The sequence below is a fragment of the Paraburkholderia sp. A3BS-1L genome, assembly GCF_051125215.1.
Taxonomy (GTDB): Bacteria; Pseudomonadota; Gammaproteobacteria; order Burkholderiales; family Burkholderiaceae; genus Paraburkholderia.
The window spans coordinates 2,640,464-2,665,335 of sequence record NZ_CP120442.1 but is presented as its reverse complement, the minus strand read 5'-3'; the positions used below and the strand labels follow the sequence as shown (position 1 = coordinate 2,665,335).

Here is a 24,872-nt window from a genome sequence, read left to right as displayed (position 1 = left end):
CGACGCAAACAATCGAAGCAAACAGGCAAAACAAGGACTCGACTCATGCCCATTCAGGCTCTGATCTGCGACTGCGACGGCGTGCTGATCGACAGCGAAGCCGTGGCCGCGCGCGTGCTCGTGCGCGAGCTCGAAACGCGCTGGCCAGGCGCTGCGGTGGCGCCCGTGCTGATGCCGCTGCTCGGGCAGCGCATCGAGCGTGTGCTCGGCGGCGCGAGCGAGGCGCTTGGCCGGCGGCTGACGCCCGCGGACGTCGACGCGATCCGCGCCGCGGCTGAAGCCGAGGCCGCCGAAGCGCCGCTCTTTCCCGGCGTGAGCGCGGCACTGGAGGCCGTTGCGCTTGCCAAGGCCTGCGCGAGCAACAGTTACGCGGCGGTGGTGCGCCGCGTGCTGGAGCGCAACGGCCTCGCGTGTTTTTTTGGCGAGCGCATCTATTGCGCCGACATGGTGGCAAGGCCGAAGCCCGCGCCGGACGTTTATCTCGCGGCGGCGCAGGGGTTGGGCCTGGCGCCCGATGGATGCCTCGTGGTGGAGGACAGCGTGGCGGGCGTGAGCGCGGCGCGCGCGGCGGGCATGACGGTGCTCGGCTTCGTGGGCGGCGCGCATGTGGGCGGCGACGCGCACGCGCTCGAATTGCGCGAAGTGGGCGCGCAGGAGATTTTCGACGACATGCGCGCGTTGCCCGCGCTCGTGGCGGACTGGATACAGAGGGCGGATGCTCGCGCGCACTGAGCGCAGCTTGCGGGCAAATTTCGCAGCGAGACGATTCATGATCGAACGGAGACAGACATCATGGCAAGCGTGACACTGAGAGACGTACTCAAGCGCTACGACGAAACGGAAGTGCTGCGTGACGTGAACCTCGATATCGCAGACGGTGAGTTCGTCGTGTTCGTGGGCCCGAGCGGCTGCGGCAAGACCACGCTCATGCGGATGATCGCTGGACTCGAAGACATCAGCGGCGGCGACCTGATGATCGACGGCGCGCGCATGAACGACGTGCCGCCGGCCAAGCGCGGCATCGCGATGGTATTCCAGTCGTACGCGCTCTATCCGCACATGACGCTCTACGACAACATGGCGTTCGGGCTCAAGCTCGCGGGCACGAAGAAGGCCGAGATCGATGCGGCGGTGAGGAACGCCGCGAAGATCCTCCATATCGACCATCTGCTCGACCGCAAGCCCAAGCAGCTATCCGGCGGCCAGCGCCAGCGCGTGGCGATCGGGCGCGCGATCACGCGCAAGCCCAAGGTGTTCCTGTTCGACGAGCCGCTCTCGAATCTCGACGCCGCGCTGCGCGTGAAGATGCGCCTCGAGTTCGCGCGCCTGCACGACGAGCTGAAAACGACGATGATCTACGTGACGCACGACCAGGTCGAGGCGATGACGCTCGCGGACAAGATCGTCGTACTTTCGGCGGGCAACGTGGAGCAAGTGGGGAGTCCGAACCGTCTCTATCATGCGCCGGCGAACCGCTTCGTGGCGGGCTTCATCGGCTCGCCGAAGATGAATTTTCTCGATGGCGTCGTGCAGCAGGTCGCGAGCGACGGGGTCGTCGTGCGCTACGAAACGGGCGAGACGCAGAAGGTGGCGGTGGAGCCGAATACGGCATCAGGCGCGCGCGAAGGCGACAAGGTGACGGTGGGCATCCGCCCCGAGCATATGCATGTCGCCACGGGCGAATACGGCGTGAGTGCGAAGGCCAATACGGTGGAGTCGCTCGGCGATGCGGCGTATCTCTATGCGGAGTCGCCCGTTGCCCCGGATGGCCTGATTGCGCGCATTCCGCCGCTGGAGCAACACGAGCGCGGCGAGGTGATGAAGCTGGGTGCGTCGCCCGATCATTGCCACCTGTTCGATGCCGACGGCATGGCGTTCGAGCGCCGCTTCGCGCAGCAGATGGCGGCTTGAGAGACAGGCGCCGTTTCGGGAGCGAGGCGGCGCCGCGATGATTGTCGCAGAGGGGGCCTGAATCAAGGCCTTGTATGCCCGCTTTCGAGCGGGTTTTTTTGTGCCAGGGCCAACCGCCAGTAGGCAGCATTGATGCGGTCATAGAGTGAGAGCGGGAAGACTACAAAATCGTCGTCACCTCCGCCGCTCGAAAACAGAAGGTGGCTGCCTGCCCAGGTTATCTCTGGGGAGGGTGTATGGAACGATCTTCGAAGGATCAGCTTTCCAGAGGTATCGTAGACACGGCCGACATATTTCGGGTTGTCACCATTCCATCAGGGGACGCGCGGCGAACGCAGTCATACGCGCTGGAGTCTGAACGATGCGTAGAGTAGAAGCAGGCTGACGCGATGGCGATCTTTTTCATAGCTTGATCCGGATCGGTTCACGTAGTCGAACACGTTTGCGGTCGGAGAAAATGATGAAATCGCCCCCCCTTTGGTGCTTCATGGCCCACTGCCGCAAATCCTTATTGTGCACCGGGTAATAGACATTCCCCTTTACCCTCATGTCGCCGCGCGCGACTGGATAGGGTAGATACAGGGACGGGGCATTGAGCTGGCCCACGAGGCCATCATAGGGAACGACGATGACGCCCTTGCTACTCCAGTGACCGAGATACTGCGAAACGTCGCCGGGCTTGTCGGTAAAGTCGTAGCTATCTTTCGATGCTATAAGGAGCAAGAACGAGTTCATCTCATAAAAGAAGTCCGCTGTGATCATCGGTGCAAGTACCATCGCGCCATGGCGCATGGAAAGGCTTCGATACGCTCAGCCCCCATCCGCCAACGCTGCCCGCGCGCATTCCTCATCGGTCACGAGCCCCGAGAGCCAGCCGCCCTTGAGCACCGCGATCACCGCCTCGCGCTTGCGCGCGCCGCCTGCGAAGCCGATGGTGGGGCGCTTGGGCGGCGCATCCAGATGCAGGCTCGTCACGCGCCGTCCGGTGGGCGAATCCACGCGCTTGCCGCGCGCATCGATCGGCAGGCCGAGCATTTCCGCAATCGCCCCCAGGCGCATCAATTCGTGCACTTCGTCGGTGGTGAGGAAGCCATCCTCATGCAGCGGGCAATGCTCGCCGATATTGCCGATGCCGACGAACGCCACATCGGCCTCGCCCGACAGCGACTCGACGATGCGGTAGAGCCGGTGATTGCACCATTGCGCGCGCTCCGCCTCGTTGTCGGCGATGAGCGGCGCTGGCAGCAGAAAATGCTTGCCGCCGGTTTTCTCGGAGATATGCAGCGCCACGTCGTAGCGGTTCGACGAACCGTCCTGCGCGATCGCGCCCACCATCGAGACGAGGCGGTGCTGCGGCCGCTCGAGCTGCGCGATCTGATCGACGGCGGCCTTGAGCGTTCGCCCGCTGCTCACCGCCACGACCATCGGCCGCTCCTCGCCCAGATAGCGCTCCATGACCTGCGCGCCGGCTACCGCGAGCTTGCGGTCGATGGCTTCCTGGGTGTCGCCGTCCACGGGCACGACTTCGCACATTGCGAGGCCGTAGCGCTTCATGAGCCGGTCCGCGAGCGCGAGGCAGTCGGCCAGCCGATGATCGACGCGCACGCGAATCAGATTCTTCTCGACCGCGAACGCGACGAGGCGCTGTGCAACCGGGCGCGACACCTGGAGCTTTTCGGCGATCTCGTTCTGGGTGTTGCCGGCCACGTAGTAGAGCCAGGCGGCGCGAGTGGCGAGATCGAGTTTTTCTGTGGACTTGGGCACGGTGTTGATCGGAGCGGGCTTCGCGGCGAATGCGTGAGCGGGTTGTCTGGTGCGAGGCGGAGTGTACTGGAAACCTTCGGTGCGCTCAGGCGAGCCTTTCTCGCGCGGGATCGAACAGAGGCCGCACGTGCCGATACAGCGAGCGATACGCTTCGAGCCGCTCGCGCAGCGCCGCGTGGCGCGCCGCGTCGGGCGTGTATTCGGCGGCCACGGGTGCCTTCGCCAGCACCTCGTCGAATGCGCCGCCCGCCGCCAGCCAGCCGAGGCGCGCCGCGCCCAGCGCCGCGCCCGTTTCGCCACCGCCGTGCTGGCGCGTGGGGGTGTCGAATGCGTCGGCCGCAAGTTGTGCCCACCAGGCGCTGCGTGCGCCGCCGCCGAGCATCGAGAGCGCGCCGACTTCGGTGCCCGCCGCGCGCAGGGCGTCGAGGCCGTCGGTGAGCGCGAGCGTCACGCCTTCGAGCACGGCATAGCCGAGCAGCGCGCGGTCGGTCGCGTGCGTCATCCCGAAGAACACGCCCTGTGCATAGGGGTCGTTGTGCGGCGTGCGCTCTCCCGAGAGATAGGGCAAAAAGAGCGGCGCTTGCGCAAGCGTTGACGGCGCGAGACGCTCGACTTCGGCGAGCAGCGTGGGCTCGTCGGTGCTGGTGAGCTTGCAGACCCAGCGCAGGCAGCTGGCTGCCGAGAGCACGACGCTCATCTGATGCCAGCGCTCGGGAATCGCGTGGCAGAACGCATGCACGGCCGAGGCCGGATTCGGCCGGAAACGATCGCCGATCACGCACAGCACGCCCGAGGTGCCGAGCGAGACGAAGCCGTCGCCGGGCTGCACGGCGCCGATGCCGATCGCGCTCGTGGCGTTGTCGCCGCCACCGGCCGCGACCACCACGTCCTCGCGCAGGCCGAACTCGCGCGCGACCGCCGGCAGCAGCGTGCCCGAAGGCGCGCTGCCTTCGGCGAGCGCGGGCATCTGCGCACGTGTCATGTTGCAGGCGTCGAGGAGCGCGTCGGACCAGTCGCGTTTCGCGACATCGAGCCATAACGTGCCCGCCGCATCGGAAGGATCGGAGACCTTGCCGCCCGTGAGCTTCAGGCGCAGCCAGTCCTTGGGCAGCAGCACGCAGGCCATCCTGCGAAAGTGTTCGGGCTCGTGGCGCGCGACCCACAGCAGCTTGGGCGCGGTGAAGCCCGGCATCGCCAGATTGCCGGCCACGCGATGCAGTTGCGGTGCGCGCGCGGTGAGCTCGGCGCATTCGTCGACGGCACGCATGTCGTTCCAGAGGATCGCGGGACGCAGCACGGTGTCGTCTTCATCGAGCAGCACCGCGCCGTGCATCTGCCCCGAGAGGCCGATGCCGCGCACCTCGGCGAATTCGCGCGGATGCTTCTCGCGCAGCGCGGCGAGCGCGCGGCGCGTGCCGTCCCACCAGTCGGCGGGGTCCTGTTCGGCCCAGCGCGGTTGTGGGCGCGATATCGTGAACGGCGAGCCCGCGGTGCCGATCACGCGGCTGTCGGGGGCGAGCAGCAGGACTTTTACTTCGGAGGTGCCGAGGTCGATGCCGAGATACATGGGCGCGCGCGAAAGTCGTGAGAGTGGAGGAGCTACTTTAGCCGCGCGCGCCGGGCTGCGCCATGCGCGCCGACCCAGGGGCGCGGTGCATGCTCAGACGCTGCCTCCGCGCTTTGCGAGCCATGCATCCACGCGCGCGAGCGCGTCGCGCAGGGCGCTTTCGAGCGGCGCGCTGCCTGCGAGGCTGCCCCAGAGCAGCTTGTCGGCGCAGAACATGGCGAGCGGGTCGCTTGCTTCGAACATTTTCGTCACGGCCTGGCCGTCCATCACGCCGTCCTGGTACGCGTACGGCAGCGTGCCTTTGCTCCAGCGCTGCAGGAAGCGCAGGAACAGCGCGGGCAGGATGGCCGTGGCGGCCGGCACGGCGCCAGCCGCGACGCGCTGCGCGATGGTTGGCGCGATGAAGCCAGGAATCTTCGAAAATCCATCGGCGGCCACGCGCTGATTCGTGTCCTGGATGTACGGATTGCTGAAGCGCTCGAGCACGACGTCGCGGTACTTCGCGAGATCGAGCGGGCTGGGCGTGAGGCAGGGGATCACGTCCTCGCTCACGTACTCGCGCGCGAAAGTGCGGATGTCCGCGTCGTTCGTGCCTTCGTGTATGTAGTCGAGCCCGACGAGCGTGCCCGCCCACGCGATGCAGCTATGCGTCGCGTTGAGGATGCGGATCTTGGCCTCTTCGTACGGCATCACCGATTCGACCAGCTCCGCGCCCGCGCGCTCCCACGCGGGGCGCCCCGCACAAAAGTGATCCTCGATCACCCATTGGATGAAGGCCTCGCCCATCACGGGGCAGGCGTCGTCGATGCCGGTCGCGGCCTTCACGCGTTCGCGCACGTCGGGCGTGGGGCGCGGCGTGATGCGGTCGACCATCGAATCGGGGCTGGCGGTGTGGCCATCGAACCAGTCGCGCAGCGCCATTGCGCCGCGCAGCGCGAGGAATTCGCGCATGCCCGCGTGAAAGCGCTTGCCGTTGCTGCGCAGGTTATCGCAGGTCTGGAGCGTGACCGCGCTGTTGCCATGCGCCCCGCCGCGTGTCATGCGCGCTTCGAGAATCGCAGCCAGCGCGCCGTAGATCGTGCTGCGCGCGCCGTTGAGATCGGCGGCGAGATCGGGATTCGCGGTGTCGAGGCGGTCGTGCTCGTCGAGGTAATAGCCGCCCTCGGTCACCGTGAAGGCGATGATCTTGCACGCGGGATCCGCGCCCGCCTCGATCAACGCCGCCAGGTCGGCAGACCATGGCAGCACGCGCGTGATCGAGCGGATCGTCTCATAGGCGCGCTCGCCCTGTGGCGTGACCGTTTCGAGCGTGTAGACGCCGTGCTGCGCGGCGAGCGCATCCATGACGGCGTTCATGTCAGCGCGGATGTTGCCGACGGCTAGGGACCAGACCGGCTCGTCCGGCTTGCGCGCGAGATTCGCGCGATGCAGATACCACGCCTGATGCGCGCGATGAAACGACCCGGCGCCAATGTGCAGGATCACGTTCGCGTTGCTGCGTTCGCTGTCCATCTGTGTGTCTCCTCAGATAGCGTCATGCGCGCCCTGTGCGCGTCCATGCGCTGCCCGGTGATATCGAGCAATTGATCTATTGATGAACGAATGATCGTATCCGGTCGTGCGAAAGTCAAGACGGCTTCTGCGGGTTTTTATCGGCGTGCTGCGGGTGCTTTTGGCGCACAGGCGCGTGCACAGGGGTAGCGGGAGAAAATGTGCGGCGACAATGTTGTGATGCACAAACGCGGCGCGGCCCCTGAAGAGCGCGGGCAGGCGCGGCGCCCGCGCTCGTGGGCTCAGTCCTGCGCGTGCGTCACCGCCGAGATGGCGGCGACGGCCTGAGCGGTCGCATTGGCGGCGCAGCAGTCGACGACGATGCGCTCGGGCATCGCGCGCAACCACGTGAGCTGGCGCTTGCAGAGCTGGCGCGTGGCGAACACGCCCTTGTCGCGCATCGTGGCGTAGTCGATCGTGCCGTCGAGGTATTCCCAGGCCTGGCGATAGCCCACGCAGCGCATCGAAGGCAGGTTCGGATCGAGATCGCCACGCGCGCGCAGCGCCTTCACCTCGTCGATAAAGCCGGCGGCGAGCATGGCGTCGAAGCGCTGCTCGATGCGCCGGTGCAGCACGCCGCGATCCGACGGCTCGAGCGCAATCGGCACGAAACGGTAGCGCGCCGCTTCATCCTCGCGCGTGGCGTTCGTGCGCGGCGCGGCGAGCAGCGCCGACATCGGCTGGCCCGCGAGCATGAAGATTTCGATCGCGCGCTGGATGCGCTGCGAGTCGTTGGGCGCGAGGCGCGCGGCCGTGGCCGGATCGACTTGTGCCAGACGCGCGTGAAGCGCGGGCCAGCCATCGCGCGCGGCTTCGGCGTCGAGTTGCGCGCGCACGGCGGGGTCGGCGCCCGGCAGATCGTTGAGTCCTTGCGTGAGCGCCTTGTAGTAGAGCATCGTGCCGCCCACGAGCAAGGGAATGTTGCCGCGCGCGACGATTTCGCCGGTCACGCGCAGCGCATCGGCGCGAAAGTTGGCGGCGGAGTACGCCTCGGCGGGATCGACGATGTCGATCAGGTGATGCGCGGCCGCCGCGCGCTCCTCAGCGCTGGGCTTGGCCGTGCCGATGTCCATGCCGCGATACACGAGCGCCGAATCGACGCTGACGATCTCGACCGTGCGAGCTTGGGTCGCGTTGGCTGCCTTTGCCTGCTGCGAGGCATACGTGAGCGCGGCCGCCGTCTTGCCCGAGGCCGTGGGCCCGAGCAGACACGCGATGGGCAGTGCTTCGCTGGATGGCTTCATGAGTGTCGCTTCACTGGCCGCGCATGAAGAGCCGGTCGAGATCGGCGAGCGTGAGCTGATACCACGTGGGCCGGCCGTGATTGCACTGGTCGGCGCGCTCGGTGGCTTCCATCTGGCGCAGGAGCGCGTTCATCTCGTCGAGCGTGAGGCGCCGGTTCGCGCGCACCGCGTGGTGGCAGGCGAGCGTGCCGAGCATCTCGTGCTGGCGCTCGGTCAGCACGCGCGAGCCGCCATAGGCGTGCAGATCGGCGAGCACCGCGCGCGCGAGGGCTTGCAGGTCCGCGTCCTTCAGGAGCGCGGGCACCGCACGAATGGCGATCGACGTGGGCGAGAGCACGGCGAGATCGAAGCCGAGCGCTTCGAGCGTGGCTTTTTCTTCCTCGACGGTGCCGGTTTCCACCGGGTCGGCTGTCATGGAGACAGGGATCAGCAGCGGCTGGACCGCGAGCGAGCGCTCGGCGAGCGCCTGCTTGAACTGCTCGTAGAGGATGCGTTCATGCGCGGCGTGCATGTCGACGATCACGAGGCCGCGCGCGTTTTGCGCGAGCACGTAGATGCCGTGCACCTGACCGAGGGCGAAGCCGAGCGGATGGTCGTCGCGGGCGTCGAAGGCGGGCTGGGAGCCTTGCGTGGCGAAGGACGCGTCCGCCGCCTGGCCAGTCTGCGGCAAGGTCGCGCCTTGTGCCGTGCCGGCGCCGACGTCCTTGCGGCCGAACAGGGCGTCGTAGAGCGCGAGCGGCTGCGCGACGGGCAGGCTGCCTTGCGTCATGCGCGACTGGCGCAGCCAGGTGTTGCCGCTGGCGCCGGGGCCACCGCCCGAGCTGCCGCTTGAACCGCTTGAACCGCTGGAGCCGCCAGAACCGAACCCCGAAGCGCGGCCTCCGGCGCCACCGGAGAAGCCGCTTCCAGCGCCGCCGAAGCTGCTCGCGACGCTGGCCGTGCCGAACTTGCCAGGCGCGCCGAAGCCCGCGGGCGGCGCGCCGGCAGCGCCGGTCGCGCCAATGCCGCCGGCGTTGCCCGGCCCACCCGCAGCCAGCCCGGTTGACCCGCCCAGCACGCCGGCGCCCGGCGCGGGCCGCGGCTCGATTAGCGCGGCGTGGCCGCCCGCCGTGGTTTCGGGCGATGCGCCCGCATGGCGCGCGAGCGCGCGCTGGACCGCGTGGAACACGAACTGGTGAATCGAGCGCGAGTCGCGAAAGCGCACCTCGATCTTCGACGGATGCACGTTCACGTCGACCGCTTCGGGCGGCAGGTCGAGAAACAGCACATACGACGGATAGCGGTCGCCGTGAAGAACATCTTCATAGGCGGCGCGCACGGCATGCGTGAGCAGCTTGTCGCGCACGAAACGGCCGTTCACGAAGAAGTATTGCTGGTCGGCGCGATTGCGGCTCGCGGTAGGCAGGCCCGCGCAGCCGTAGACGGCGAGCGGCCCGGCGCGCTCGTCGAGCGGCAGATGCGCGGTGGCGAAGGTCTCGCCGAGGATCTTCGAGACGCGCGTGGCCGGATCACTGGCGTTCCAGTGCTCCACGGCGCGGCCGTTGTGCAGCACCGAGATCGCCACGTCGGGCCGCGCGAGCGCGCTGCGGCGGATCATCTCGAGACAGTGGCCGAGCTCGGTCTGCTCACTCTTCAGAAACTTGCGGCGCGCGGGCGTGTTGAAGTACAGCTCGCGCACTTCGATGGTGGTGCCCTGGCCGCCCGCGGCGGGCGAGAGCGCGCCGGTGTGCGCATCGATCTTCACCGCGTGCGCGGCGCTGGCGGGGCGGCTCGTGATCGACATCTCGGCCACCGAGGCGATCGAGGCCAGCGCTTCGCCGCGAAACCCGAGCGTCGCGACGCTTTCGAGTTCGGTGAGCGAGCGGATCTTGCTGGTCGCGTGGCGCATCAGTGCGAGCGGCAACTCGGCTTCGGGGATGCCGCAGCCGTCGTCGGCGATCGAGATGCGCTTCACGCCCCCTTCGTCGAGCAGAATGCGCAGCGTGGACGCGCCCGCGTCGAGCGCGTTCTCGAGCAGTTCCTTCACGACCGAGGCCGGGCGCTCGACCACTTCGCCCGCCGCGATCTGGCTGATCAGCTGGTCGGGCAGCGCCTGGATCGCGCGTGCGGGCTGCGCGGCGCGCGAGGTGTGTGCGGGGTCCGCCGCTGCAGCAGTTGCGGTGGCGGCTGCGGTCGCATGCGCGGCTGCGCCATCGGCAGAGTCGGGCGCATTGACGGATGCACCGTCTGGTGCACTGCCGGGAATTGCGCCAGCGCCGGCAAGATCGGAATTCGAAGACATGCGCGCAATTATAGCGATTCGGCGCGGGCCTCCCCGGGCTGCCCCAGCGTGCGCCTACGGGCCCGGTTTTGGCGACGTTCGAGACGCTTTCGGGGCACTTTCGATGGATTTTTGCGGATTTTCGCGGGAATTTTTCGTGACGAGGGGCACTTTCGGTATCATGGCGCGGTCAATTTTGCTTCTCGCGCAACACCGGCTTCGCGCGCCTCGAAGGGCACCGGGCCTCGACCAATAAGGGATACATTTGGATACGCTGCTGCATTTCGCCACTTTGGTCCTGCACATTGACCAGTTTCTAGGGGACTTCATCCACCAGTATGGCGCCTGGGTTTATGCGGTTCTGTTCCTGATCGTGTTTTGCGAAACCGGGCTTGTGGTGCTGCCATTCCTGCCCGGCGATTCGCTGCTGTTCATCGGCGGCGCGTTCGCGGCCTCGCACGAGATGAACCTCGGCCTGCTGATTGTCTTGCTGGTCGTGGCGGCGGTCTCCGGCAACACGGTCAACTATCTGATCGGCCATGCCATCGGTCCGAAGGTGTTCAATACGCGCATTCCCGTGCTCGAACGTTTTCTCGATCGCGCGGCACTGCAAAAGACCCACGACTTCTACGAACGCCACGGCGGCAAGACCATCGTGCTCGCTCGCTTCATTCCGGTCGTGCGCACCTTCGCGCCGTTCGTCGCGGGCGTCTCGCAGATGAGCATGCGACGCTTCCAGTTCTTCAACATTGCGGGGGCGCTGTTCTGGGTGCTGCTGCTCGTGCTGCTCGGCTTCTTCTTCGGCAACATTCCGTTCATTCGCCAGTATCTGAACGTGATCGTGCTCGTGGGCATTGGCGCGGCCATCGTACCGGTTCTCATCGGCGGGCTGTGGAAGATGATGCGCAAGAGCGGGCGCGACAGCGCCATGCGCGGGCCGAACGGCAACCGCAACTAACCGCGGCGGCGCGTCGGCTCAGCGCGGTCGAACGTGACGGTGGCCCGGCGGCCGCCGCTCCAACAAAAAAACGGCATCGCCCGCGAGGACGATGCCGTTTGTTCTTGCGCGCCGTGGCGCGGTGCGCTTAACCCACGTGGCGAATGATCGACGGCGTTTCCGGCGTCGGATAGCCCGCGCCCCGGAAGGTCTCGACAATCGCGCGGTTGGTGTCGAAGTACACCTGCCAGTAGTGGTCGTTGTTCGTATAAGGCCGCACGCACAGGAGCGGACCTTCGGGCGTGAACGACAGCACCTCGACGTCAGGCGCCGGATCCTGCGCGACGTTGGGAATTGCCGCGATCACGGTGCGCAGCCGGTTGGCGGCATCGACGGGGTCGACGCCGTTGGCGATCTTCGCGGTGAGCTCGACACGGCGCACCGGCGTGGCGCTGAAGTTCGAGATGGTGTCCGAAAAGATCTTGTTGTTGCCGACGATGTTCACGACGTTGTCCGGCGAGATGATGGTCGTGCCGAAGATGCCGAGTTCCTTTACGGTGCCCGTCACGCCGCCGGCCGTCACGAAGTCGCCGACCTTGAACGGGCGCAGCACCTGCATGAAGACGCCCGCCGCGAAGTGCGCAAGCAGGCCGCCCCAGGCCGTGCCGATGGCGAGGCCGAGGCCCGCGAGCAGCGCCGCGAACGAAGTAGTCTGCACTCCGAACACCTGGAGAATCGCGAGGACCAGAAGCAGGTTCAGCAAGCCGCCGAGGATGGAGCCGAGGTAATGCGCGAGCGTGGGATCGACGCGCTGGTTGCGCGAGAGCACGCGGCGCAGCAAGCCGGTGATCAGGTGGATGACCCAGCGCCCGATGATCCACAGAACGATCGCCGCGACGACCTTGGTCCCGAAGTCGATGCCCCGGGTCATGACGAATGTGCGAATGGTTTCGAGATCCAAGATGTCCTCGCTTGAGACGTTGTTGATATGGTTATTGAGCCAGGAAAAAGAGGCGCTAATGGCCCCGCGCTGAGTTGCGGCGCTTTGTCGCACAGTGCGCAGGTGCATTTATAGGCCAAGCGGCGAGAGCGTGCACCGAACGTGCCCGGGGCGCTGAGGGTTGACACCAGGCAGCTGGGGAGGGGCGTGGTGTTGCGCTAGTTCCGGTTCATGCGCAATGCATGATAGCCCGGCAAGAAGTAGAAAGTCTGGGCGTGACGGCGTGCTTACATCGGCAGAGTTGACTTGCTGTACGGCGACGTTTCGATCACGAGCGCGCCAGGCGGCGCTTTGCGCCGTGCGCTGCGCCGGCGCCAGACGCGCGCAAGGACGAACGCCAGCACGATCGCGAGGAGATAGGCGGCTGCGCGCGCAACGAACGTTTCGGCCGGCTTTTGGGCGCGCCACGGGCCGCCCGCATCGGCGAACACGAGAAACGTGAGCGCGGCGTCGAACACGAACGCAATGGCGATGATGCCGATGAACACGCGCGTGCCGCGCAGGTGCAGTTCAGGGCGCACGGCGCGGGCGATCGCGCATGCCAGTTGCGCGGTGGCGAGCAGGACGAGATTGGAGAGCAGGCAGCAGACGAAGATGTACATGAGACGTACCGGACAACGCACAAAAAGCGGCCGAAGTCCTGATCGACGGCTCGCAAGCGGCGCGATCATGGCACGACGATGTTTCTCGAAAAATGGGCGCCGCGCGAGGGTTGTATCGGCGCAACGGAGTGCGAAACTCAGGGGCCGTGGCACAGGGGCTCAAGCGGCCGAAGCGCGTTCAGTACGCGTCGGCGACCAGCGTGCCGGGCGGCGTGCCGCTCGCGAGATAGTGGCTGAGCCACTGGCAGGCGGGTCCGGTGGCGGCGTCCGTGCGGTGGATCAGCGAGATGTTGTAGTTCACCGAGCCGCGATCCGCGAGCGTGATGCGCACGAGACGCCCCGCTTCGAGATCGGCCTCGACGAGATGGCGCGGCATCGACCCCCAGCCCAGCCCCGCGAGCAACAGGCGGTGCTTCGCGCCCAGGTCGCCTAGCTTCCACGCGCGGTTGCTGTAGACGCCGAAAGTCTGGCCGAGCGTGAGCCGGCTGCGGTCGGTCAGCACGAGCTGGGTGTGCTCGCGCGCGTCGGAGATCCGCACGGGCTGTGTGGCCTGCGCGAGTGGATGAATCGGCGCCGCCACCAGCACGAGCTCGACGGAGCCGATTGCGCGCGCCTCGATCACGTGAGGCCAGTTCTGGTTCGGCCCGCTGATGCCGATGGCGCAATCGCCGTCGAGCACGAGCTTGAGCACGCCGCCGAGCGCCTCCATGGTGAGGTTCAGCGCCACGGTCGGAAAGGCCAGCGCGAACGCCTGCAAGGCCTCCACGAGCCGAGGCGATGGAAACATCACGTCCACGGCCACCGAAACCTCGCCTTCGAGCCCGCGCTGCAGGCCGGCCGCCTTGGCGTTAAGCTGACCCATCAGCAGATCGAGACGCCGCGCATCGGCGAGAATCGCCCGCCCCGCGGCCGTGAGTTCGGGCTTGCGCTTGCCGCGCACGAACAGGGCGACGCCCAGCAGCGCCTCCAGATTGGCGATCGTGTAGCTCACCACCGACTGCGCGCGGTCGAGCTGACGCGCCGCCGCCGAAAAGCTGCCGGTTTCCGCCACGGCAATCAGCGCGCGCAGTTGTTCGAGACTCGGCGAACGGTCCATGGACGCTCCAGGATCGACCTATCAAGAAAATGGATGGTAACGATCCATTTTAGACGATTGTTTGAATAGCTTACGCCAGTTAAAGTGCGCCCTTCCTTGTTGAGTATGTCCATGCCGATGAATCGCTCCGTCAAGTCCACTGGCCGCTACAGCGGCGTTGCCATGCTGCTGCACTGGCTGGTCGCCGCGCTGATCGTCTGGGGCTTCGCACTCGGCTGGATCATGACCGATATCCCCGGCATCACGCCCACCAAGTTGCGCTACTTCTCGTGGCACAAGTGGATTGGCGTGACCGTGCTCGCGCTCGTGCTGGTGCGCCTCCTGTGGCGCGCGACGCATCGCGCGCCCGCGTTGCCCGGCTCCATGCACGGCTGGGAGCGCGGCGCGGCGCACGCGGGCCACTTCGCGCTTTACGTGCTGATGATCGCGATTCCCGTGACCGGCTATCTCTATAGCTCGGCGGCGGGCATCCAGGTCGTGTACCTGGGCATCTGGCCGCTGCCCACGATCATCGGTCCCGATACGGCGCTCAAGGGCACGCTGCGGATCATTCACGTCGCGCTCAACTACACGTTGCTCGCGGTGGTCGTGCTGCACGTGCTGGCGGTCATGAAGCATCAATGGCTCGATCGCCAGAATATCCTCGCGCGCATGCTGCCTTCGTTCGGCAAACCCGACAAACCCGGCACGCCGCGCGGCTAAGCGCGGCGTGCAGCTTCATCGTCGCTTTATCGACTTTTCACCGCTCACAGCGAACCGACTCTGCCCATGATCCAACGTCTCGCCTCCAAAGTTTCCATCGTCGCGCTCGGCGTGGCGCTTGCCGCCGGCGCGGCTTTCACCGCTTCGTTCGCCACCAGCGCGGATGCCGCTGCAGAAGCCGCGAAAAGCTCCGTCTCGGCCGTGTTCAAGCAGATGAACGTGCCGGTGGAAGGGCGTTTCAGCCGCTTTAACGCCGACGTGCATTTCGACCCGGCCAACGCCGCGGCATCGAGCGCGAAGCTCGACGTCGAGGTGGCGAGCTTCGACCTCGGCTCGCCCGACTACAACAAGGAAGTCGCCGGCGACGAATGGTTCGATGCCGCGCATTTCCCGCGCGCCACGTTCGTTTCAACGCAGATCAAGGCGGGCGCGAACGGCGCCTTCACGGCCGCGGGCAAGCTCACGATCCGGGGCAAGACGACCGACGTTGTCGTGCCGGTGACGTACCACAAGGACGGCGCGAACCAGGTGTTCGACGGCGCACTGCCCATCAAGCGTCTCGCCTACGGCGTCGGCACGGGCGAGTGGAAGGACACGTCGATCGTCGCCGACGACGTGCAGATCAAGTTTCACATCGTGACCGCCGCGCACTGACGCGCGCCGGTTGTTCGTTTCAACCATTTCATCCGGCGTCTATTAGTACCGTATTCGCCGACTCATTCGTATCAGGACCACGCTTTCATGAAGACCACTCTTTTTGCCGCCGCTGCGCTGGCAGCGGCCATCGCCACGCCCGCGTTCGCAACGCCCACGACGTACAACCTCGACCCGTCGCACACGTTCCCGAGCTTCGAAGCCGACCACTTCGGCGGCGTCTCGGTCTGGCGCGGCAAGTTCACGAAGAGCTCGGGCACCGTCGTGCTTGACCGCGCGGCGAAGACCGGCACGGTCGATGTGACCATCGACGCTTCGTCCATCGAGACCGGCAACCCGGCGCTCGACAAGCACGTGAGCTCGGCGGAAATGCTCGACGCGGCCAAGTACCCCACCGCCGTCTACAAGGGCACGTCGGTCAAGTTCGACGGCGACAAGCCGGTCGAAGTGATCGGCTCGTTCACGCTGCACGGCGTCACGAAGCCGCTGAACCTCAAGATCGATTCGTTCAAATGCTTCCAGAACCCGATGCTCAAGCGTGAAGTGTGCGGCGCCGACGCCAGCGCGGAATTCGATCGCGCCGACTACGGCGTGAGCTACGGCAAGGCCTACGGCTTCAAGATGGCCACGACGCTGCAGATCCAGGTTGAAGGCATCAAGGCGGAATAAGCGCGCCGCAAAGGTGCGCTAAAGCGAAAGCCCGTGCGTGTCATGCGCACGGGCTTTTTTCATGCGCGCGTGCAATGCAGGTGCAATCGGACTTACTGGATGGCTGAGCCGGCGTGTGCTGGTCGCGGCTTCAACACGACATCGACGATGTGCGAATGCCACACGCCGCAGGTTGCCTTCACGGGCACCCAGGCGTACTTGCCGCGCACCTTGGCGAAGCCGCGCAGATGAACGAGCGTGTCGATGGACGAGGCTTGCGCCATGGCCGAAGACGATACGCGTGTGATGGCGCCATCGGGCGTGGGCGTTTCGATATGCGCGGTGAGCGCACGGCGGTCCGGCACGAGCAGCGAATCGTAGCGCTGGCCCTGGCGCACCCACTCGTCGAGGGCGGCGACGCAGTTGATGACGACATCGGGCACGCTAAGGCGGCGCAGGTATTCGTAGTCTTCGGGCTGGGCTTGCATTTGCGCCTGGACGCGCAGACTGATCAGAAACAGCGCGAGCAGGGCGCAGGCGAGAGTCGAGAACTTCATGATCACATGGCCTGTGCGACGGGGAAGGGAACTGCGAAAAGCGGCACATCAAAGCAAAAAGCCCAGTCACGAGGACTAGGCTTTTTTATTCTTTGGTAGGCCGTACTGGATTCGAACCAGTGACCAACGGATTAAAAGTCCGCTGCTCTACCAGCTGAGCTAACGACCCAAAAGAGAAGCGGGAGTATAGCGAGCCTTTCCGCTTGTGTCAACCAGCGCTCGCGCAGTGGCGCTTACTTGAGCTGTGACAGCTTGCTCTGTGCCGTCTGCGCCACCTCCGAGCCGCTGTACTGCGAAACGATCTGCTCGAGCGTGCGCCTGGCGGCAGCCTTTTGCCCCTGCTCGATCTGATTGTTCGCAATCGCCAGCAGCGCATCCGGTGCGCGCGGATGTTGCGGATAATTCTTGACCACGTTCTGCCACGTCGCGGTCGACCCCTTGTAGTCCTTCAACGCGTAGAGCGCATTGCCGAGCCAATATTGCGCGGTCGGCTGATAGGGGCTTTGCGGATACTTCGAGATGAAGCTGCGGAACGCCGATGCAGCCTGCTTGAAGTCGCCGTTGCGAAACTGCTGCGAAGCGGCGTTGAACGCTTCCGTCTCACCGGGTTGCACGGTGCCCTGCATGCCATCCACGGTTTGCTGCTGCGGCTCGAACTTCTTGAGACGCGTATCCAGGTCCGTGTAGTAGTCCTTCTGTTGCTTCTGCAGGGTGGCCAGCTGGTTCGCCATGTCCTCGTTCTGTCCGCGCAACGTCGCGACCTGCTGGTTGAGCTGGTCGAGGTGGTTGGACTGATCGAGGATCGTGCGCTGGGCAGCGGACAGCTGGCTAGACAGATTGTCCGTTTTCGCGCGCAGGTCGAGAATCGCCTGGCGCGCCTGATCGTCATCGAAGAGACCCGCGTGAGCCGGCAGCGACGCGAACGCGCTTCCGGCTACGCAGGCGGCTGCGGCTACCCGCAGCAGGGAGAAACGGTGCGACATACGCCCCTTCATCCAATGCTCAATTACTGTTGGTACACGAGGTCAGCACGGCGGTTCTGCGACCACGATGCTTCGTCGTGGCCTGCCGCGACCGGCTTTTCCTTGCCGAGGCTCACAGCTTCCATTTGCGAATCGCCCACGCCGTCGAGCGCGAGGACCTTGCGGACAGCTTCAGCACGCTTTTGGCCCAGCGCCAGGTTGTACTCGCTCGAGCCGCGCTCGTCGGTGTTGCCCTGGATCAGGACGTGACGCTGCGGATGCGTCTTCAGGTACTGAGCGTGAGCTTGCAGCAGCGACTGGTAGTCGTCCTTGACGCTGTAGCTGTCGAAGTCGAAGTACACGCTGCGCTTGGCGAGCGGGCTGTTCGGGTTGTTCAGCTCGTCGACGTTCACCTGGGCAACGGCGTTCGGGTTCGGCTGGGTGTTCATTGCGCCGGCGTTTTCGTTGTCGGTCTTGACGCCCGACTTACATGCGGCCAGCGCACCGACCATCATGACGGCCAGGGCCAGGCGGACTTTATTCGACTTCATTTTTTCTCTCCTGAAGTGTTATTGCATAAAAGGACCCCAGGACGGCTCGCGTACGATGCCGCCCTGAACGGACAGAACTTGCCGCGTCCGACCATCGGTCGATACAGCAGCCAGCACGCCACGGCCGTTCACCTGAGTGGCGTAAAGAATGTACTGACCGTTCGCCGCGAAGCTTGGCGATTCGTCATGTGTCGTGTCAGTGAGCGCCGTGGAGACGCCCGACTGCAGATCTTGAATGTACAGCTTAAACCCGCCGCCCGTGCGCGAGATGTATGCCAGCTCCTTGCCGTCCGGGCTGACCTTCGGGCTCGTGTTGTAGTTGCCGGTGAACGTCACGCGTTGTGCCGCGCCCGCGCTTTCGCCCTGGGCCGGCATCCTGTAGATCTGCGGCTGGCCACCGCGGTCGCTCGTGAAGTAAATCCAGCGTCCGTCAGGAGAGAAGGTGGGTTCGGTGTCGATCGTCGTGCCTTGCGTGAGGCGGCGCAGGCCGGAACCGTCGGCGTTGACGGCGAAGATCTGCGTGTTGCCCGTGCGCGACAGTGCGACGGCGAGCGTGCGACCGTCCGGCGACCAGGCCGGCGCCGAGTTGTTGCCCTTCTGGTCGGAGATCATGACGCGCCGCCCCGTGGGCAGGTCATGTACGTAGACGATGGGCTTTTTCTTTTCGAATGAAACGTAGGCGACCCGGGTGCCGTCAGGCGACCAGGCCGGAGAAATGATGGGCTCGGGGCTCGAGAGCGCGATGTGCGCATCTTGTCCGTCGGAGTCCGAAATCTGCAGCTGGTAGCGGTTACCCGTCTTGATCACATAGGACAGGCGCGTGGCGAACACGCCGCGGTCGCCGAACAGCTTCTGATAGATATAGTCCGCAACCTTGTGCGCGCTCATGCGCAGGCCGCTGGGTGGGCTTTGCAGCACGAGGCCGCCGAGGCTGTCGCCTTTCACCGTGTCATACAGCTTGAAGCGCACTTCGTACTGGCCGTTGGCGAGCTTGTTGACGCTGCCCGCCACGAACGCGTTAGCGCCCTTGGCCTTCCAACTGCCGAGGTCGACCGAGTCGCTTTCCGAGACCGGGGCGCTGCCTGCGTCGATGTTGGTGAATTTGCCGCTGCGAGCGAGGTCGGCGCGCACGATGGCGGCGACTTGCTGCGGGGAGTTCGCTTCGCCGGCGAAATTTGCCGTGGCGATGGGGAACTGGGTGGAGCCCACGCCGGTGACGAGGACGTTGAGTTGTGCGTTCGCTGCGCCGCCGACTGCAATCAGGCAAGACGCGACGAGAGTTCGCAGGCCAAGCTTCGTCATCAAACTCATGCTGTGCTGTTTCCTGAAAAAGCGATTTTTGTCACACCGTGCAACAGCAGACAGACCGGGAAACGTTCGAATCGTTCCTTGATCCGCTGCCGTGCGACGGCTTCCTTGTGCCCCGATGGGCGCCCTTAACTTGCCGGGCGCAAGGTAATTTTAAAGTTCGACGGCGTTTTGCCATCCGTGTCGACCGGCATGGGATCCGAGCGCTGCACGGCGCGCAACGCCGCGTCGTCCCACTGCGAATTGCCACTGCTGCGCGAGATGGTGGCCGAAAGCAGCGTGCCGCTTGGCGAGCAGTGCACCGAAATTTCGGTTTCCAGGCCTGCTGTCTCGCCGGCCCAGATGATGTTCGGACGCACACGACGCCGCACCTTGTCCGCATAACCCGGCGAAGCCGCGTTGCCGCCCGAGCCGCTGCCGGTGCCGCTTTTCGCGAGACCGTTGCCGCTCGTGCCCGCGCCGCCGCCCATCGAGCCTTGCATCTGCGCGATGCGCGCGCGCCGCTCGGCGTCGAGCTTTTTCGCCTGTGCATCGGCTTGCGCCTTGGCCTTGGCGGCCTTTTCGGCGTCGGCCTTCTTCTGCGCGTCGAGCTTCGCCTGCTTTTGCGCCTCTTCCTGCGCCTGCTTCTTCAGCGCTTCCTGTTGCTTGAGCTTTTCGGCGGCGGCTTGCTGCTGCTCCTGCTGCTGTTGCTGTTGCTGTTGCTTGAGCTTCGCTTGCTTCTGCTGCAGGGCGAGCTGTGCGGCCTGCTGGGCCGCGAGCTGCTGCTGGCGCTTTGCCTCTGCTTCCTGCTGCGCTTTCAGGCGCTTCTGCTCGGCCAGTTGAGCTTCGCGCGCCGCTTCTTGCTGCTGCTTACGCTTTAACTGTTGCAGCGCGATGTCGGCCTCTTCCGTTTGCGGCGGAGGCGGGGCAGGGGCGACCGGTGCGGGCGGCGGCAGAGGCCGCGGCGTCGACAGGTCGGGCACCTCGGTCCAGAGTTCCGCCTCTTCACCCGCCGGCGTGCTGTTCTGCCAGCGGATGCCGTGGTAGAGGAACAAGCCGAGCAGCACGTGCATGACCACGGCGAGCGCGAGCGCACGTCCCGTGCCTCGCTCGCGCGGAGGCTGCAGCGGATACGTATCTTTGTTCCGGATCATTGCGATTTGACGAGCAGTCCGACACGTTTGACGCCGCGCGACTTCAGGTCGGACATCACGTTCATCACCGTCTCATACTTGACGGACTTGTCGGCTGCGATCACGACGGGCTGGTCCGGATGGCTTTGCTCGCGCTCCATGACGAAGCCGTTGAGGTCGGCGCGCGACATGTTTTGCTGCTGCGTGGCGCCGGAGTCATCCTTGTAGCGTACGCTCAGATTGCCGTCGGGGCGAATATTGACCACGACGGGCGGCGTCTGCTGCTGCTGGCTTGCGCCGCCAACAGTGGGCAGATTGACGATGGACGGCGCGACCAGCGGCGCCGTCACCATGAAAATCACGAGCAGCACCAGCATCACGTCGATATACGGCACGACGTTGATGTCGGCCATCGCGCGGCGCGAGCGGCTGCCTCGCATGCTCGAACGAACTGAGCCTCCCATCTTCGACTCCTTGGCTAGCTGGTGAAGATTAGTGGGCCTGACGTTGCAGGATGTTCGAAAATTCTTCGATGAACGTTTCGAAGCGGATCGCGAGGCGGTCGATGTCGTGCGCGTAGCTGTTGTACGCGACCACTGCCGGGATGGCGGCGAACAGACCGATCGCGGTGGCCGTCAGCGCTTCGGCAATGCCGGGCGCGACGTTCGCGAGCGTGGCCTGCTGCACGTTCGCGAGGCCGCGAAATGCGTTCATGATCCCCCAGACCGTGCCGAACAGACCAATGTACGGGCTCACCGAGCCCACCGACGCGAGAAACGAGAGGTTGGCCTCGAGCGCGTCCATTTCGCGCTGGAAGGCTGCGCGCATGGCACGACGCGCGCCGTCGAGCACGAGGCTCGGATCGTTCAGGCGCTTCTCCTTGGCCTTGAGGAATTCACGCATGCCGGACTCGAAGATACGCTCGAGTGCGCCGATCGTGTGACGGTTGTTGGCCGCGCTCTGGTAGAGCGCCTGCAGGTCGCCGCCCGACCAGAATTCGCGCTCGAACAGCTCGGTCTGCGTGCGCGCGCGACGGATGGCAAACCACTTGCGGAAGATGAAGGTCCAGGAAATCAGGGACAGCAACAGGAGCAGTCCCATCACCGCCTGTGCCAGTACGCTCGCATTAAGAACGAGAGAAAGGATCGACAGATCTTGTGTAGTGTTCATAGAGGTTTTTGATTACGTCCCGGAAGGGGCGAGCGGCTGCAAGGCAACGCAAATCTTTCCGAAAGGTCAGTGGAAAGACGCCGCGCCCCGCAGCCAAACCCAGTCAGGTCTTGAATCGACCGACGCGAGTTCACTGGCGTCGTATCAACGACAATTACTGCGGCGCCGTTGACACAGCCGGCAAGACTTTCTTCATACCACGCTCCAAAGCTTCGAAAACGTGGTCAGGAATGGCTGCAGGGCGCATTTCTGCACCATTCACGCAGGCAACGCGAATCTTTCCGCTGACTAACAACGTGTCGCCGCGCCACGCGCTCTGCATGAAATCGACCGACACGCGGCCCAGCTTGGCAACCCGGGTCACGATCGTCACGACGTCGTCGAGGCGGGCAGGCGACTTGTAGTCGAGCGTGGTGTTGCACACGACGAACAGTTCGCCCGACTCCTCCGCGAGCTTGCGCTGGTCGACGCCGCACGCGCGCAGCCATTCGGTGCGCGCGCGTTCGAAGAACTTCAGGTAGTTCGCATAAAACACGATGCCGCCTGCGTCGGTGTCTTCGTAATAGACGCGTACCGGCCAGGTAAAACCGGCTGCGGCCTGTGATGGGGTCGCATCCGGAGTGCGGGTAGATCTTTCCATGCCGCGCATTCTACCGGAACGCGCTGCGCTCACGCCGTTCGTACGACTGATGGCGAAGCGCAAACGCAGGGTTCAGCCGCGGTGGACGCTGAGGCCGGCAAAGGACTGCGCGACCGGCATCAGTTCGATCCTGTTGATGTTTACGTGCGCGGGGCGCGTGGCGACCCAGTAGATGGAATCGGCGATGTCTTCGGGGGTGAGCGGTTGCACGTCCTTATACATATTGGCGGCTTTTGTCTCGTCCCCACGAAAGCGCACGTTGGAGAACTCCGTGCCGCCGCACAGGCCCGGCTCTATATCGGTCACGCGCAGCGCGGTGCCGGCGAGGTCCGCACGCAGATTGAGGCTGAATTGGTGCACGAAGGCCTTGCTCGCGCCGTACACGTTGCCGCCCGCATACGGCCAGTTGCCTGCAGTCGAGCCCAGATTGACGATGTGGCCTCGGTTGCGCGCCACCATGCCGGGCAGGAACGCGCGCGTCACTCGCACCAGACCGGTGCAGTTGGTGTCGATCATGGTCTCCCAGTCGTCGAGATCGGCTTTGTGCGCGGGTTCGACGCCCAACGCGAGGCCGGCGTTGTTGACGAGCACATCGACGTCGGCGAATTCGGGCGGCAGCGCGGCGGGCGCGGCCTCGACGGCGGCGCGGTCGCGCACGTCGAGCTCGACCGGCAGGAGGGCGTCTCCCAGCTCCGTGGCGAGGGCGTCGAGTCGGTCCTTGCGGCGCGCCGTGGCGACGACGCGGTGCCCGCCCTTGACAAAGGCTCGGGCGATGGCGGCGCCGAATCCTGCGGATGCGCCGGTGACGAAGACGATCATGATTGCTCCCTGGTCGGTGGAACGCGAAGAAAGGGGAGAGCCTACTTGTAATGCGGTGCTGCGGCAAGGAAGCGTCAGAACACCGGCGAGCCGGGCGGCGGCGGGCTTTGGGGAGGACGCGCGCAGGCCCGTCGGGCGCGACAGGCGGCGCGCGCCGCAGCGGCCCGCCAGGTTGCCTATTCCGGGCGCATCCAATACACTAACGCGCTCAATCCCTGCGTGACTGGCGATAGGGTCCCCGAATGGCAATCGCTGTAATAATTGCCCTTTAAGCTGCTTGTGTTGGACACGGCGTCTGGCGCGGCGCGGCTCGAACGGGGGCTCAAGGTGGAACGACCCACCGTGAAGCGCAGGGTGCCGTTTTGCCGTTCGCCTGGGCAGCCAGAAATCGTGCGCTTCTTCAAGCGCTGCTGGGCCTTTACCGGCCGTGGCTGTCCTGCCTCGCGTGTGCGGCACCTTCTTCCGCCACGTCAAGGCTGGCCTTTTCGCCAGCAGCGCCGCGTACCCGCTACGCGTTCCGCGCGAGACCCGGTCAACCTGAACACACTTAACGGAACCCGTATGTTTGACAGAGCCGAAAGCACCATCGCCAACGTCGATCCCGAACTCTTCAAGGCGATCGAACTCGAGAACCGCCGCCAGGAAGAGCACATCGAGCTCATCGCGTCGGAGAACTACACGTCGCCCGCGGTCATGGCCGCGCAGGGTTCGCAGCTCACCAACAAGTATGCCGAAGGCTATCCCGGCAAGCGCTACTACGGTGGCTGCGAGTACGTGGATGTGGTCGAGCAGCTCGCGATCGACCGCGTGAAGGAACTGTTTGGCGCCGAAGCCGCCAACGTCCAGCCGAACTCGGGCTCGCAGGCCAACCAGGGCGTGTTCTTCGCCATGCTCAAGCCCGGCGACACCATCATGGGCATGAGCCTCGCGCACGGCGGCCACCTCACGCACGGCTCGCCCGTGAACATGTCGGGCAAGTGGTTCAACGTCGTGAGCTACGGCCTGAACGAAGCCGAAGACATCGATTACGACGCCGCCGAAAAGCTCGCGCAAGAGCACAAGCCGAAGCTGATCGTGGCGGGTGCATCGGCATTCGCACTGCGCATCGACTTCGAGCGTCTGGCAAAGATCGCCAAGTCGGTTGGCGCATACCTGATGGTCGACATGGCTCACTACGCGGGCCTGATCGCTGCGGGCGTCTACCCGAACCCGGTGCCGTTCGCCGACTTCGTCACCACGACCACGCACAAGAGCCTGCGCGGCCCGCGCGGCGGCGTGATCCTGATGAAGGCCGAATTCGAGAAGCAGATCAACTCGGCGATCTTCCCGGGCATCCAGGGCGGCCCGCTCATGCACGTGATCGCGGGCAAGGCGGTGGCGTTCAAGGAAGCGCTCTCGCCGGCGTTCAAGGAATACCAGCAGCAGGTGGTCGAGAATGCGCGCGTGCTGGCCGAAACGCTGGTCAAGCGCGGCCTGCGCATCGTCTCGGGCCGCACGGAAAGCCACGTGATGCTGGTGGACCTGCGCGCGAAGAAGATCACCGGCAAGGCTGCTGAAGCCGCGCTGGGCGCCGCGCACATCACGGTGAACAAAAACGCGATCCCGAACGACCCGGAAAAGCCGTTCGTGACGAGCGGCATCCGCCTGGGCTCGCCGGCCATGACCACGCGCGGCTTCGGCGTGAAGGAAGCCGAGCAGGTGGGCAACCTGATTGCCGACGTGCTGGACAACCCGGAAGACGCCGCAACCATCGAACGCGTGAAGGCGCAGGTGGCCGAGCTGACGAAGCGCTTCCCGGTCTATCGCTGATCCGGACA

The 24,872-nt window shown here is 65.3% G+C and carries 25 protein-coding genes, 1 tRNA gene and 1 riboswitch; of the genes, 7 read left to right on the top strand and 19 right to left on the bottom strand.

Annotated features, from left to right (window positions below; translation table 11 throughout):
- Positions 1–45 precede the first annotated feature (45 nt).
- Positions 46–732, top strand: coding sequence for an HAD family hydrolase (locus tag P5W99_RS12170; RefSeq protein WP_421024657.1), 687 nt, complete (start codon positions 46–48; stop codon positions 730–732).
- Positions 733–792: 60 nt separating this feature from the next.
- On the top strand, positions 793–1,911 hold the full coding sequence (locus P5W99_RS12165) for an ABC transporter ATP-binding protein (RefSeq protein ID WP_421043160.1): 1,119 nt from the start codon (positions 793–795) through the stop codon (positions 1,909–1,911).
- Between the two features lie 402 nt (positions 1,912–2,313).
- On the opposite strand, the gene P5W99_RS12160 is transcribed toward P5W99_RS12165, so the two are convergent.
- The 6 genes from P5W99_RS12160 to mutL form a co-directional block, all read right to left on the bottom strand.
- Complete coding sequence (locus P5W99_RS12160; protein WP_434660932.1) at positions 2,314–2,703, bottom strand: DUF6402 family protein; 390 nt, start codon at positions 2,701–2,703, stop codon at positions 2,314–2,316.
- An 18-nt stretch (positions 2,704–2,721) separates the two neighbouring features.
- Positions 2,722–3,675, bottom strand: a complete 954-nt coding sequence (locus tag P5W99_RS12155; RefSeq protein ID WP_434660931.1) for a sugar-binding transcriptional regulator — start codon at positions 3,673–3,675, stop codon at positions 2,722–2,724.
- Positions 3,676–3,760: 85 nt separating this feature from the next.
- A complete protein-coding gene (xylB, locus tag P5W99_RS12150) occupies positions 3,761–5,242 on the bottom strand; it encodes a xylulokinase (protein ID WP_421024653.1) in 1,482 nt (493 codons plus the stop codon).
- Positions 5,243–5,335: 93 nt separating this feature from the next.
- Positions 5,336–6,754 (bottom strand): D-arabinitol 4-dehydrogenase, encoded by a 1,419-nt coding sequence (dalD, locus tag P5W99_RS12145; protein WP_434660930.1) that lies wholly within the window; start codon positions 6,752–6,754, stop codon positions 5,336–5,338.
- Positions 6,755–7,035: 281 nt separating this feature from the next.
- Complete coding sequence (gene miaA, locus P5W99_RS12140; RefSeq protein ID WP_434660928.1) at positions 7,036–8,037, bottom strand: tRNA (adenosine(37)-N6)-dimethylallyltransferase MiaA; 1,002 nt, start codon at positions 8,035–8,037, stop codon at positions 7,036–7,038.
- Between the two features lie 10 nt (positions 8,038–8,047).
- A complete protein-coding gene (mutL, locus tag P5W99_RS12135; RefSeq protein WP_434660926.1) occupies positions 8,048–10,318 on the bottom strand; it encodes a DNA mismatch repair endonuclease MutL in 2,271 nt (756 codons plus the stop codon).
- Positions 10,319–10,562: 244 nt separating this feature from the next.
- Between mutL and P5W99_RS12130 the strand changes: the two genes are divergently transcribed.
- Positions 10,563–11,255: a DedA family protein gene (locus P5W99_RS12130; protein WP_421024649.1), complete on the top strand. Its 693-nt coding sequence runs from the start codon at positions 10,563–10,565 to the stop codon at positions 11,253–11,255.
- Between the two features lie 127 nt (positions 11,256–11,382).
- Here the strand turns inward: P5W99_RS12130 and P5W99_RS12125 are convergent, their stop codons facing one another.
- The 3 genes from P5W99_RS12125 to P5W99_RS12115 form a co-directional block, all read right to left on the bottom strand.
- Positions 11,383–12,195, bottom strand: a complete 813-nt coding sequence (locus P5W99_RS12125; protein WP_434660924.1) for a mechanosensitive ion channel family protein — start codon at positions 12,193–12,195, stop codon at positions 11,383–11,385.
- 266 nt (positions 12,196–12,461) lie between these two features.
- Positions 12,462–12,836 carry a hypothetical protein gene (locus tag P5W99_RS12120; RefSeq protein ID WP_434660922.1) on the bottom strand — a complete coding sequence of 125 codons (375 nt, stop codon included), beginning with the start codon at positions 12,834–12,836 and terminating at the stop codon, positions 12,462–12,464.
- Positions 12,837–13,014: 178 nt separating this feature from the next.
- Positions 13,015–13,932 carry a LysR family transcriptional regulator gene (locus tag P5W99_RS12115; RefSeq protein WP_421043166.1) on the bottom strand — a complete coding sequence of 306 codons (918 nt, stop codon included), beginning with the start codon at positions 13,930–13,932 and terminating at the stop codon, positions 13,015–13,017.
- A 117-nt stretch (positions 13,933–14,049) separates the two neighbouring features.
- Here P5W99_RS12115 and P5W99_RS12110 point away from each other — a divergent pair, with 117 nt between their 5' ends.
- The 3 genes from P5W99_RS12110 to P5W99_RS12100 all read left to right on the top strand — a co-directional run bounded on the left by P5W99_RS12110 (position 14,050) and on the right by P5W99_RS12100 (position 15,957).
- Positions 14,050–14,634, top strand: coding sequence for a cytochrome b (locus P5W99_RS12110; RefSeq protein WP_434662575.1), 585 nt, complete (start codon positions 14,050–14,052; stop codon positions 14,632–14,634).
- A gap of 66 nt (positions 14,635–14,700) precedes the next feature.
- Positions 14,701–15,288, top strand: a complete 588-nt coding sequence (locus P5W99_RS12105; protein ID WP_421024645.1) for a YceI family protein — start codon at positions 14,701–14,703, stop codon at positions 15,286–15,288.
- An 87-nt stretch (positions 15,289–15,375) separates the two neighbouring features.
- The gene (locus P5W99_RS12100) at positions 15,376–15,957 is read left to right on the top strand and encodes a YceI family protein (protein WP_434660919.1); all 582 of its coding nucleotides are present in this window, start codon (positions 15,376–15,378) and stop codon (positions 15,955–15,957) included.
- Between the two features lie 92 nt (positions 15,958–16,049).
- Here the strand turns inward: P5W99_RS12100 and P5W99_RS12095 are convergent, their stop codons facing one another.
- From P5W99_RS12095 to ydfG, 10 genes are all read right to left on the bottom strand, one after another.
- The gene (locus P5W99_RS12095; RefSeq protein ID WP_434660917.1) at positions 16,050–16,493 is read right to left on the bottom strand and encodes a BspC domain-containing protein; all 444 of its coding nucleotides are present in this window, start codon (positions 16,491–16,493) and stop codon (positions 16,050–16,052) included.
- A 93-nt stretch (positions 16,494–16,586) separates the two neighbouring features.
- Positions 16,587–16,662, bottom strand: a tRNA-Lys gene (locus P5W99_RS12090).
- Between the two features lie 64 nt (positions 16,663–16,726).
- Entirely contained in the window at positions 16,727–17,476 is a 750-nt protein-coding gene (gene ybgF, locus P5W99_RS12085) for a tol-pal system protein YbgF (protein ID WP_421043170.1), read from the bottom strand.
- Positions 17,477–17,499: 23 nt separating this feature from the next.
- Positions 17,500–18,006 (bottom strand): peptidoglycan-associated lipoprotein Pal, encoded by a 507-nt coding sequence (pal, locus tag P5W99_RS12080; RefSeq protein WP_421024641.1) that lies wholly within the window; start codon positions 18,004–18,006, stop codon positions 17,500–17,502.
- 18 nt (positions 18,007–18,024) lie between these two features.
- Positions 18,025–19,317, bottom strand: coding sequence for a Tol-Pal system beta propeller repeat protein TolB (tolB, locus tag P5W99_RS12075; protein WP_434660915.1), 1,293 nt, complete (start codon positions 19,315–19,317; stop codon positions 18,025–18,027).
- Positions 19,318–19,442: 125 nt separating this feature from the next.
- Positions 19,443–20,447, bottom strand: coding sequence for a cell envelope integrity protein TolA (gene tolA / locus P5W99_RS12070; protein ID WP_434660913.1), 1,005 nt, complete (start codon positions 20,445–20,447; stop codon positions 19,443–19,445).
- On the bottom strand, positions 20,444–20,890 hold the full coding sequence (gene tolR / locus P5W99_RS12065) for a protein TolR (protein WP_129562710.1): 447 nt from the start codon (positions 20,888–20,890) through the stop codon (positions 20,444–20,446). Before tolR ends, tolA begins: the two co-directional genes overlap by 4 nt.
- Before the next feature lie 28 nt (positions 20,891–20,918).
- Positions 20,919–21,596: a protein TolQ gene (gene tolQ, locus P5W99_RS12060; RefSeq protein ID WP_213299831.1), complete on the bottom strand. Its 678-nt coding sequence runs from the start codon at positions 21,594–21,596 to the stop codon at positions 20,919–20,921.
- Between the two features lie 154 nt (positions 21,597–21,750).
- Complete coding sequence (gene ybgC / locus P5W99_RS12055; RefSeq protein WP_421024637.1) at positions 21,751–22,245, bottom strand: tol-pal system-associated acyl-CoA thioesterase; 495 nt, start codon at positions 22,243–22,245, stop codon at positions 21,751–21,753.
- Positions 22,246–22,308: 63 nt separating this feature from the next.
- The gene (ydfG, locus tag P5W99_RS12050) at positions 22,309–23,055 is read right to left on the bottom strand and encodes a bifunctional NADP-dependent 3-hydroxy acid dehydrogenase/3-hydroxypropionate dehydrogenase YdfG (protein ID WP_434660911.1); all 747 of its coding nucleotides are present in this window, start codon (positions 23,053–23,055) and stop codon (positions 22,309–22,311) included.
- 209 nt (positions 23,056–23,264) lie between these two features.
- Positions 23,265–23,441, top strand: a riboswitch (ZMP/ZTP riboswitch).
- Positions 23,442–23,616: 175 nt separating this feature from the next.
- Between ydfG and glyA the strand changes: the two genes are divergently transcribed.
- Positions 23,617–24,864 carry a serine hydroxymethyltransferase gene (gene glyA / locus P5W99_RS12045; protein ID WP_421024635.1) on the top strand — a complete coding sequence of 416 codons (1,248 nt, stop codon included), beginning with the start codon at positions 23,617–23,619 and terminating at the stop codon, positions 24,862–24,864.
- Positions 24,865–24,872 lie beyond the last annotated feature (8 nt).

Bases quoted from the DNA above. Each gene is read 5' to 3' on its own strand.
- P5W99_RS12110 (WP_434662575.1), top strand. From the start codon at position 14,050: ATGAATCGCTCCGTCAAGTCCACTGGCCGCTACAGCGGCGTTGCCATG.
- P5W99_RS12170 (WP_421024657.1), top strand. From the start codon at position 46: ATGCCCATTCAGGCTCTGATCTGCGACTGCGACGGCGTGCTGATCGAC.
- P5W99_RS12165 (WP_421043160.1), top strand. From the start codon at position 793: ATGGCAAGCGTGACACTGAGAGACGTACTCAAGCGCTACGACGAAACG.
- tolA (WP_434660913.1), bottom strand. From the start codon at position 20,447: ATGATCCGGAACAAAGATACGTATCCGCTGCAGCCTCCGCGCGAGCGA.
- mutL (WP_434660926.1), bottom strand. From the start codon at position 10,318: ATGTCTTCGAATTCCGATCTTGCCGGCGCTGGCGCAATTCCCGGCAGT.
- P5W99_RS12095 (WP_434660917.1), bottom strand. From the start codon at position 16,493: ATGAAGTTCTCGACTCTCGCCTGCGCCCTGCTCGCGCTGTTTCTGATC.
- tolR (WP_129562710.1), bottom strand. From the start codon at position 20,890: ATGGGAGGCTCAGTTCGTTCGAGCATGCGAGGCAGCCGCTCGCGCCGC.
- ybgF (WP_421043170.1), bottom strand. From the start codon at position 17,476: ATGTCGCACCGTTTCTCCCTGCTGCGGGTAGCCGCAGCCGCCTGCGTA.
- glyA (WP_421024635.1), top strand. From the start codon at position 23,617: ATGTTTGACAGAGCCGAAAGCACCATCGCCAACGTCGATCCCGAACTC.
- P5W99_RS12115 (WP_421043166.1), bottom strand. From the start codon at position 13,932: ATGGACCGTTCGCCGAGTCTCGAACAACTGCGCGCGCTGATTGCCGTG.
- P5W99_RS12100 (WP_434660919.1), top strand. From the start codon at position 15,376: ATGAAGACCACTCTTTTTGCCGCCGCTGCGCTGGCAGCGGCCATCGCC.
- pal (WP_421024641.1), bottom strand. From the start codon at position 18,006: ATGAAGTCGAATAAAGTCCGCCTGGCCCTGGCCGTCATGATGGTCGGT.
- P5W99_RS12120 (WP_434660922.1), bottom strand. From the start codon at position 12,836: ATGTACATCTTCGTCTGCTGCCTGCTCTCCAATCTCGTCCTGCTCGCC.
- miaA (WP_434660928.1), bottom strand. From the start codon at position 8,037: ATGAAGCCATCCAGCGAAGCACTGCCCATCGCGTGTCTGCTCGGGCCC.
- ydfG (WP_434660911.1), bottom strand. From the start codon at position 23,055: ATGATCGTCTTCGTCACCGGCGCATCCGCAGGATTCGGCGCCGCCATC.
- ybgC (WP_421024637.1), bottom strand. From the start codon at position 22,245: ATGCGCGGCATGGAAAGATCTACCCGCACTCCGGATGCGACCCCATCA.
- tolQ (WP_213299831.1), bottom strand. From the start codon at position 21,596: ATGAACACTACACAAGATCTGTCGATCCTTTCTCTCGTTCTTAATGCG.
- tolB (WP_434660915.1), bottom strand. From the start codon at position 19,317: ATGAGTTTGATGACGAAGCTTGGCCTGCGAACTCTCGTCGCGTCTTGC.
- xylB (WP_421024653.1), bottom strand. From the start codon at position 5,242: ATGTATCTCGGCATCGACCTCGGCACCTCCGAAGTAAAAGTCCTGCTG.
- P5W99_RS12160 (WP_434660932.1), bottom strand. From the start codon at position 2,703: ATGCGCCATGGCGCGATGGTACTTGCACCGATGATCACAGCGGACTTC.
- P5W99_RS12105 (WP_421024645.1), top strand. From the start codon at position 14,701: ATGATCCAACGTCTCGCCTCCAAAGTTTCCATCGTCGCGCTCGGCGTG.
- dalD (WP_434660930.1), bottom strand. From the start codon at position 6,754: ATGGACAGCGAACGCAGCAACGCGAACGTGATCCTGCACATTGGCGCC.